Origin of the sequence: Marivita sp. (assembly GCF_020055635.1) — a bacterium.
Taxonomy (GTDB): Bacteria; Pseudomonadota; Alphaproteobacteria; order Rhodobacterales; family Rhodobacteraceae; genus Marivita.
In genome coordinates this window covers 1-7212 of sequence record NZ_JAIPUT010000105.1, presented here as the reverse complement: position 1 = coordinate 7212, position 7212 = coordinate 1, and the positions used below count along the sequence as shown (strand labels likewise).

6 protein-coding genes are annotated in these 7212 nt (G+C 60.6%); 3 read left to right on the top strand and 3 right to left on the bottom strand.

Going from position 1 to position 7212, the window contains the following annotated elements; genetic code table 11:
- From lgt to LCF60_RS22720, 3 genes are all read left to right on the top strand, one after another.
- Positions 1-721: prolipoprotein diacylglyceryl transferase (lgt, locus tag LCF60_RS22730; RefSeq protein WP_292294820.1), on the top strand; the 721-nt coding region annotated here is incomplete at its 5' end.
- Between the two features lie 78 nt (positions 722-799).
- Entirely contained in the window at positions 800-3145 is a 2346-nt protein-coding gene (locus LCF60_RS22725) for a copper-translocating P-type ATPase (protein WP_292294819.1), read from the top strand.
- A 48-nt stretch (positions 3146-3193) separates the two neighbouring features.
- Complete coding sequence (locus tag LCF60_RS22720; protein WP_292294818.1) at positions 3194-4531, top strand: APC family permease; 1338 nt, start codon at positions 3194-3196, stop codon at positions 4529-4531.
- Here LCF60_RS22720 and LCF60_RS22715 read toward each other — a convergent pair.
- From LCF60_RS22715 to LCF60_RS22700, 3 genes are all read right to left on the bottom strand, one after another.
- Complete coding sequence (locus LCF60_RS22715) at positions 4528-5181, bottom strand: hypothetical protein (RefSeq protein WP_292294817.1); 654 nt, start codon at positions 5179-5181, stop codon at positions 4528-4530. The two genes, LCF60_RS22720 and LCF60_RS22715, sit on opposite strands and share 4 nt — an antisense overlap.
- Positions 5182-5668: 487 nt before the next feature.
- Complete coding sequence (locus LCF60_RS22705) at positions 5669-6988, bottom strand: MFS transporter (RefSeq protein ID WP_292294816.1); 1320 nt, start codon at positions 6986-6988, stop codon at positions 5669-5671.
- Between the two features lie 8 nt (positions 6989-6996).
- The coding region (locus LCF60_RS22700; protein WP_292294815.1) for a metal-sensing transcriptional repressor at positions 6997-7212 on the bottom strand (216 nt) is incomplete at its 5' end.

Sequence of the window (7212 nt, the reverse complement as noted above, 5' to 3'; positions counted from 1 at the left end):
CGAAGATCTTCTGACGTGGATCATCATCGGCGTGATTGCTGGTGGTCGCCTAGGCTTTGTACTGTTCTACCAGCCTGCATATTATCTCGCAAATCCCTTGGAAATTCTGATGGTCTGGCAAGGCGGCATGTCCTTCCACGGGGGGTTCGCGGGCGTTGTCATCGCTGCCTTGCTGTTCTGCCTTCGACAGAACGCGTCTTTGCTCAGCACTGGCGACTTGCTGGCTTTGGCGGCACCGCCAGGCTTGTTTCTTGGGAGGCTGGCGAACTTCACCAACAATGAGTTGTGGGGGCGGCCGACGGACGTTCCCTGGGCGGTGATCTTTCCCGGCGAAGTCGCGCAGGCCTGCCCAGGGATTAGCGGCCTCTGCGCCCGACACCCGTCCCAGCTGTACGAGGCGCTATTGGAGGGGCTCATTCTTGGAATGCTGCTCATTTATCTCGCTTGGGGCCGGGGCTGGCTGAAAATGCCCGGTGCCTTGGCTGGCGTGTTTCTGACCGGCTATGGTCTTGCCCGAAGTTTCGTCGAGATGTTCCGGCAACCGGACCAACAATTTGTGACGGCGGACAACCCGATCGGCCATGCGCTTCATTTTGGTGAGTGGGGTTTGACGATGGGCCAGTTGCTCTCCATGCCGATGGTGTTGGTCGGGCTGGCGTTGATCGTGCTCGCCCGACGGGAACGGGGCCGGACAGCGCCACCCCGCAGATCCGCAATGTAATCACCATACTGATCTCTCTTGACCCTCCTGTGGATGGAAGCCTTAGGCAAGAGAAGCATTCTCGGAAAGGACCGCAAAATGAGCACCCCCGACAGTTCTGAAACCACAGCAGCTTCTTCGGTATTCGTTTGCCCAATGCACCCTGAGGTGCGGCAGGTTGAGCCCGGCAATTGTCCGAAATGCGGGATGCATCTCGTGCCGGAATCGGAGCTCGAGGTCCATTCAGCACATGATCATCACGACCACCAAGCAGGTGCCGCGCCGGCGGATGGACGATATGATCTGGTTCCCCAAGGGCATGATGGTCCCATTTACACTTGCCCGATGCACCCTCAGGTGCGGCAGCCTGATCCGGGCGCGTGTCCGATCTGTGGTATGGGATTGGAACTGGAATCCGGTGTGCCGGGCGATGAAGGTCCAAATCCCGAACTGGTGGATTTCACACGGCGGTTCTGGGTCGGCACAGTCCTGACGATCCCGCTCCTTGTCCTCACGATGGGGCCATTCGTCGGTTTCCCCGCAGTCCGGACTTTTTTTGGCGAAAGCACCACACAATGGATCGAATTGATCCTGGCAACGCCAGTGGTCTTGTGGTGCGGCTGGCCGTTTCTGGAACGCGGATGGATTTCGTTCCGCACATTGAACCTCAACATGTTCTCCCTGATCGGCATGGGCGTTCTTGCCGCCTGGCTCTTCAGCGTCGTTGCCGTTCTCGCACCGGACATATTCCCTGATGGGTTCCGAGACTCCGAAGGCCATGTCGGCGTCTATTTCGAGGCGGCGGCGGTGATCGTGACGCTGGTGCTGCTCGGCCAGGTGATGGAACTACGCGCCCGCGAGGGGACCGGCAAGGCGATCCGCGCGCTTCTCGACATGGCGGCAAAGACCGCGCGGGTCATCCGGGACGACGGATCCGAGGAGGAAATCCCGCTGGAGGACGTGCAAGTCGGGGACCGGCTGCGCGTGCGGCCCGGTGACAAGGTGCCGGTCGATGGCGTGGTTCTGGACGGCCGGTCCTCGGTCGACGAAAGCATGATCTCCGGTGAACCCGTGCCGGTCGAGAAGACCGAGGGCGACCCGCTGACCGGCGCGACGATCAATGGCACCGGCAGTCTGGTGATGGAGGCGACGCGTGTCGGGTCCGACACGATGCTGGCTCAAATTGTCGAGATGGTGTCGAACGCGCAGCGCTCGCGCGCCCCGATCCAGAAATACGCCGACAAGGTGGCGGGATATTTCGTTCCGGCCGTCATCGGTATCGCGGTCCTGTCCTTCATCGCCTGGGCGATCTGGGGGCCCGCGCCTGCGCTTTCCTACGCATTGATTTCGGCGGTGGCGGTTCTGATCATCGCCTGTCCTTGTGCGCTTGGCCTGGCGACACCGATGTCGATCATGACAGCGACAGGACGGGGCGCTCAGGCAGGGGTGCTGATCAAGAACGCCGAGGCGCTGGAGCGGTTCGAGAAAGTCGATACCCTGATCGTCGACAAGACCGGCACGTTGACCGAAGGCAAGCCGCGGCTTGTCGACGTACTCCCGCAACCCGGCCACGACGAAGCCGAGGTCTTGCGTCTCGCCGCATCGCTTGAGCGCGGATCGGAGCACCCCTTGGCCGAAGCGATCGTCAGGGGTGCGGAGGAGCGAGATGTCAAAATGGACGAGGCACGGGACTTCGAGGCGGTCACTGGCAAGGGCGTCAAGGGGGTCGTTGACGGCAAAGCGGTCGCGCTCGGCAATTTGGCGATGATCCGCGAATTGGGGCTCGAGGCGGGCGCGTTGACCGCCAAGGCCAATGCCCGCCGCGACGAAGGCGAGACGGTCATGTTCGTTGTGCTGGATGGCGAGATCGCCGGTCTAGTTGCTGTCGCCGACCCAGTGAAGGAGACCACGCCAGAAGCCATCGAGGATCTGCATGAACTGGGGTTCCGCGTCATCATGGCGACCGGCGACAACGAACGCACGGCCAAGGCCATCGGCACGCGGCTCGGAATCGATGAGATCCGGGCCGACGTGCTGCCGGAGGACAAGGCGCGGATCATCCTTGAGTTGCAAGAGGCGGGCCACAAGGTCGCCATGGCCGGGGATGGCGTCAACGACGCCCCCGCGCTCGCGCAGGCCGATGTCGGCATCGCCATGGGCACCGGCGCCGATGTGGCCATCGAAAGCGCGGGCGTCACGCTGGTCAAGGGCAACCTTGATGGTATCGTGCGTGCGCGGCGGCTCGCCCGGGCCACGATGCGCAACATCCGCCAGAACCTGTTCTTCGCGCTGATCTACAACGCCTCCGGCGTGCCGGTCGCGGCGGGAGTTCTGTTTCCCTTCTTTGGCATCCTCATCAGTCCGATGTTTGCTGCCTTCGCCATGAGCGCGTCGTCAATCTCGGTGGTGCTCAATTCGCTGCGCCTTCGCGGCGTTCGTATCTAGAAGCGCGCAACAGCGTTCGGATGAACCAAAATTAAAAGGGGGCCATTTATGCAGAGCGAAAAAGAAACGTACCGCGAAAATTCCATCAGTCTGGGCGGAGCCGTTGCGATGGGGACAGGCGTGATGATCGGCGCTGGAATCTTTGCGTTGACGGGGCAAATCGCGCAGCTCGCCGGCCCGCTTTTCCCGCTTGCATTCATCGCCGGCGCGGTCGTCACAAGCTTCAGCGCCTACAGCTACATCAGGATGTCGAACAAATGGCCGTCCTCGGGTGGCATCGCCATGATCCTGCAGAAGTGCTATGGCCCCGGAGCCATCGCGGGCGGTGCCGCGCTGCTGATGGCGCTCAGCATGGTGATCGCGGAAAGCCTCGTCGCGCGAACCTTCGCCACCTATGTCTTGCGCGCTTTCGATATCGAAGGCGGCCCACTGGTCCCCGCCCTGGCCGTGGCCGTGATCGTTTTCGCCTTTCTGGTGAACATCGCCGGAAATCGCTCGGTCGGGCTGTTCTCGCTGATCATGGCAGCGATCAAGATTGGAGGCATAGCTCTGTTTGGCATCGCGGCCCTGTGGTCTAGTGGTTTTGCGTTCGCCGCTGCGTCCGAGACCTCTCAATCCTACGGGCTCACGGGGTTCATCGCCTCTACGGCGCTGGCCATCCTCGCGTTCAAGGGGTTCACCACGATCACCAACAGCGGGGCCGAGATCACTGAACCAAATCGCAATGTTGGCCGAGCGATCATGTTCTCGATCGGAATCTGCGTCGTCGTCTACCTGTTGGTCGCCTACGGGGTCGGTTCGAGTCTCACGATCGAGGAGATCATCTCAGCGCGTGACTATTCGCTGGCACAAGCGGCGCAGCCCGCCCTTGGACAAACCGGCTTCATACTCACGGTGATCCTGGCCGCTGTCGCAACGGCGTCCGGCGTTCTGGCCAGCGTCTTCGCGGTGTCGCGTATGCTGGCGATGCTGACCGACATGGAAATGATCCCGCACAGCCACTTCGGTATGCCAGGTCCCATCCAACGCCACACCCTGGTCTATACTGTCGTCATCGCCGCGACGTTGGCCGTGCTCTTTGATTTAGGCCGGATCGCATCCCTCGGTGCTTTCTTTTACCTCGTCATGGACATGATCATACATTGGGGCGTGTTCCGCTATCGTCGAGCAGACGTCGGCGCCTTCGGTATCGTGCTTTTGACTGCCCTGGCGCTCGATGCGATAGTACTGGCAGCTTTCACCGTGATGAAGCTTCAAAGCGACCCGATGATCGTTCTCTACGCCGCTGTCGGGATGATCGCTGTGTTCGCCTTCGAGCGCGTTTACTTGTCGCAATGGGTGGCACCGCAAGTCGCCCACGCCCACGCCCACGCCCACGGTGATTAGCCTGCCATCACCTGGCCTGAAGAGATGCGACCTTGTGCGCCGATCGTGATCAGCCCGACCGACAAGGCAAACGCAGCCAGGGCAAGCAGCATCACGCCCGTGTTCATGGGCAAGCGACGAACAATCGGTCCAAGAAATTCCGACCGCCCGAGAGCCGAAACGTAGAGCGGCAACGCGCTTATCATGGTCGCATAGAGGTAAACGCCGGAGATGTTCTCGAAAAACGCTGAGCGCGCAAGAGTCGGGGACACAACCGCCAAGGCGGTTGAACGATTGCCGCCGAATGACCCGAACCAGTCGGCAGATAGAACGTATATAAGCGCGTGGAGACCTGGAAAGAGAAGGGCTCTGAGCAACACATCGACCAGCACGAAAAACGCCGTGTCTCTTGAGCCCGCCTTTGGTTGCTTTGTCATAGCGAAAAGGAAAAAACTGACATAGTTGACGGCAAAAACCACGGGCAAACCGTTGGTCGCAACCTGCCTTAGAAAGCGCATGAGTGCCGGTCCGCCGGCAGCAAGAGCCGGAGCAAAGCCCGGAGCCAGTAAGACGTAGAACAACAGGACCGGCAGTAATGCAGCGAAGCTGAACAGCAGGACATTTCTAACAAACTGAGCCGCGGGCATACTGATAGAGAAAAATCTATCCATTGAAATAGCCTGCCATGTGGGCACCACTAGGTCGATGATACGTTATCGATCCCTCCCAAGCGGACGGAAGCGACAAGCCGGTTGCGGGCATTCCCAGAGATCGCTTACTCGGCCCGTTTGACGCAAATCGGGTTTCCCTCGATCGTCCTGAGCGGCAATCGCGTTGTTTCAACCGGACTCGCGTGCATGTACCAGTAGCAGTTGTCCTCGGGCCGCAGATAGGCGGTCGCGAGGTCTTGGTTCGGTGCTGCCAGTTCCAGGATATTTTCCGGTAACGGCGGGCGTGACGACGCGTTTTGTGAATTCGAGAAAGACTCCGAGCAAGCCCCAAGGGCCAAGACGGTTGTGAGAAGAAGGGCGCTTCGTGTGTACATAAATTGATGATCCTTTTGGCTGGTTTGTTTTGGCCGCTCTGGTATCGGCTTCCCTCTTTCACAGGTTTGCGAACCATCTTGATTAGACAGTCCCTCCGTCAAATCGCTAACGCTCAGAAATGTGTGGCCCAGCGAGGATGGCTTTCGTCGATCACCAGAGCATGGCTGTGCCTGCGATGCCCCTTCAAGTGGGGATGATCAAGTGGCAGGTTGTCGTGCGTGTGTTCAAGCTCCACGGGATCGCTCGCTGGCCAGAGTTTCAGAGCGGCGAGCATGCCAGTGGCCGCGAGAAGCGCCAGACCGATCAGCGCAGGAACGACACCGTAGACCGTCAGCAGCCAGCCCGACAGCGGATAGGTCACCAGCCAGCAAGCGTGCGACAGCGCGAATTGCGCCGCAAACAGAGCGGGGCGATCCCCGGCATGGGCGGACCGGCGCAGTAACCGGCCAGACGGGGTGAGAACGGCGGAATATCCCAGACCTACCAGCAGCCAGGCCCCCAATAGGATGAACCAACCAAGGCCGGCGGTCAGGACTGTTGCCCCCAACCCCAACAATGTCGCCACCATCAGGGCAGCACCGCCGAACATTACGGGCCGGTCTGGCAGCGTATCCAGTACGCGCGGAAGGAGCAGTGCGGCCGTCATGGAGCCAGCGCCGAAGGCGAACATCGTCCAGGCCAGCGCGCTTTCCGACAGGCCGAGCGATCCGCGTACCAAAACGACGGTATTGACCAGAACCATTGCCCCGGCCGCCGCTGCCGCAAGGTTCAGCGCCAGCAACCCGCGCAGGCGGGGCGTGGCCAGATAGATGCGGATACCGCGTGTCGTCCGATCATAGATGCCGCGTGGTTTGGAGGGCTTAGGATTGGGCAGTAGCACCGAAACGACCAGAAGGGCCGAGGCGGTAAACCCTACTACTGTACCGAGGAAAAGCGAATTGTAGGACATCATCGCAAGCAAAAGTGCCGCCAGCGTTGGACTGACGATGTTTTCCAGATCGTAGGCCAGCCGCGACAAAGACAACGCGCGGGTATAGCGTTCCTCTTCGGGCAGAACGTCCGGGATCGTCGCCTGAAAGGTCGGCGTGAAGGCAGCGGAGGCCGATTGCAACAGGAAGATCAGTACGTAGACCTGCCAGACCTCAGTCACAAAAGGCAGGGCCAGCGCCACGCCCGCGCGCACAAGATCAAGCGTCACAAGAAACGCGCGACGCGGCACCCGGTCGGCGAACGCCCCTGCAATCGGCGCAATGCCCACATAGGCTACCATCTTGATGGTAAAAACTGTGCCGAGCACCATCGCCGCCCCGTCGCCCGCGAGGTCGAATGCCAAAAGCCCAAGCGCGACCGTTGCGAGTCCAGTTCCCAAAAGCGCCACGACCTGCGCCAGAAACAGATGGCGGTAGGTGCGGTCAGAGAGGATATCGAGCATGGCGGGCCTCAGAGATATCGGGTGATTGCCCGCAATTCGGCACGATCGGCTTCGGAGCTTTCAGCGTCTAGGCAATGGTCCATATGGTCGTGGATCAACGCCCGCTTGGCATTGGTGATCGCTTTCTCAACCGCCTGCATCTGTTGGGCGATCTCAAGGCATGGCTTGCCCGCCTCGATCATCTCGATCACAGCACACAGGTGACCGTCAGCGCGTTTCAGCCG

Bases quoted from the DNA above. Each gene is read 5' to 3' on its own strand.
- LCF60_RS22720 (WP_292294818.1), top strand. From the start codon at position 3,194: ATGCAGAGCGAAAAAGAAACGTACCGCGAAAATTCCATCAGTCTGGGC.
- LCF60_RS22715 (WP_292294817.1), bottom strand. From the start codon at position 5,181: ATGGATAGATTTTTCTCTATCAGTATGCCCGCGGCTCAGTTTGTTAGA.
- LCF60_RS22725 (WP_292294819.1), top strand. From the start codon at position 800: ATGAGCACCCCCGACAGTTCTGAAACCACAGCAGCTTCTTCGGTATTC.
- LCF60_RS22705 (WP_292294816.1), bottom strand. From the start codon at position 6,988: ATGCTCGATATCCTCTCTGACCGCACCTACCGCCATCTGTTTCTGGCG.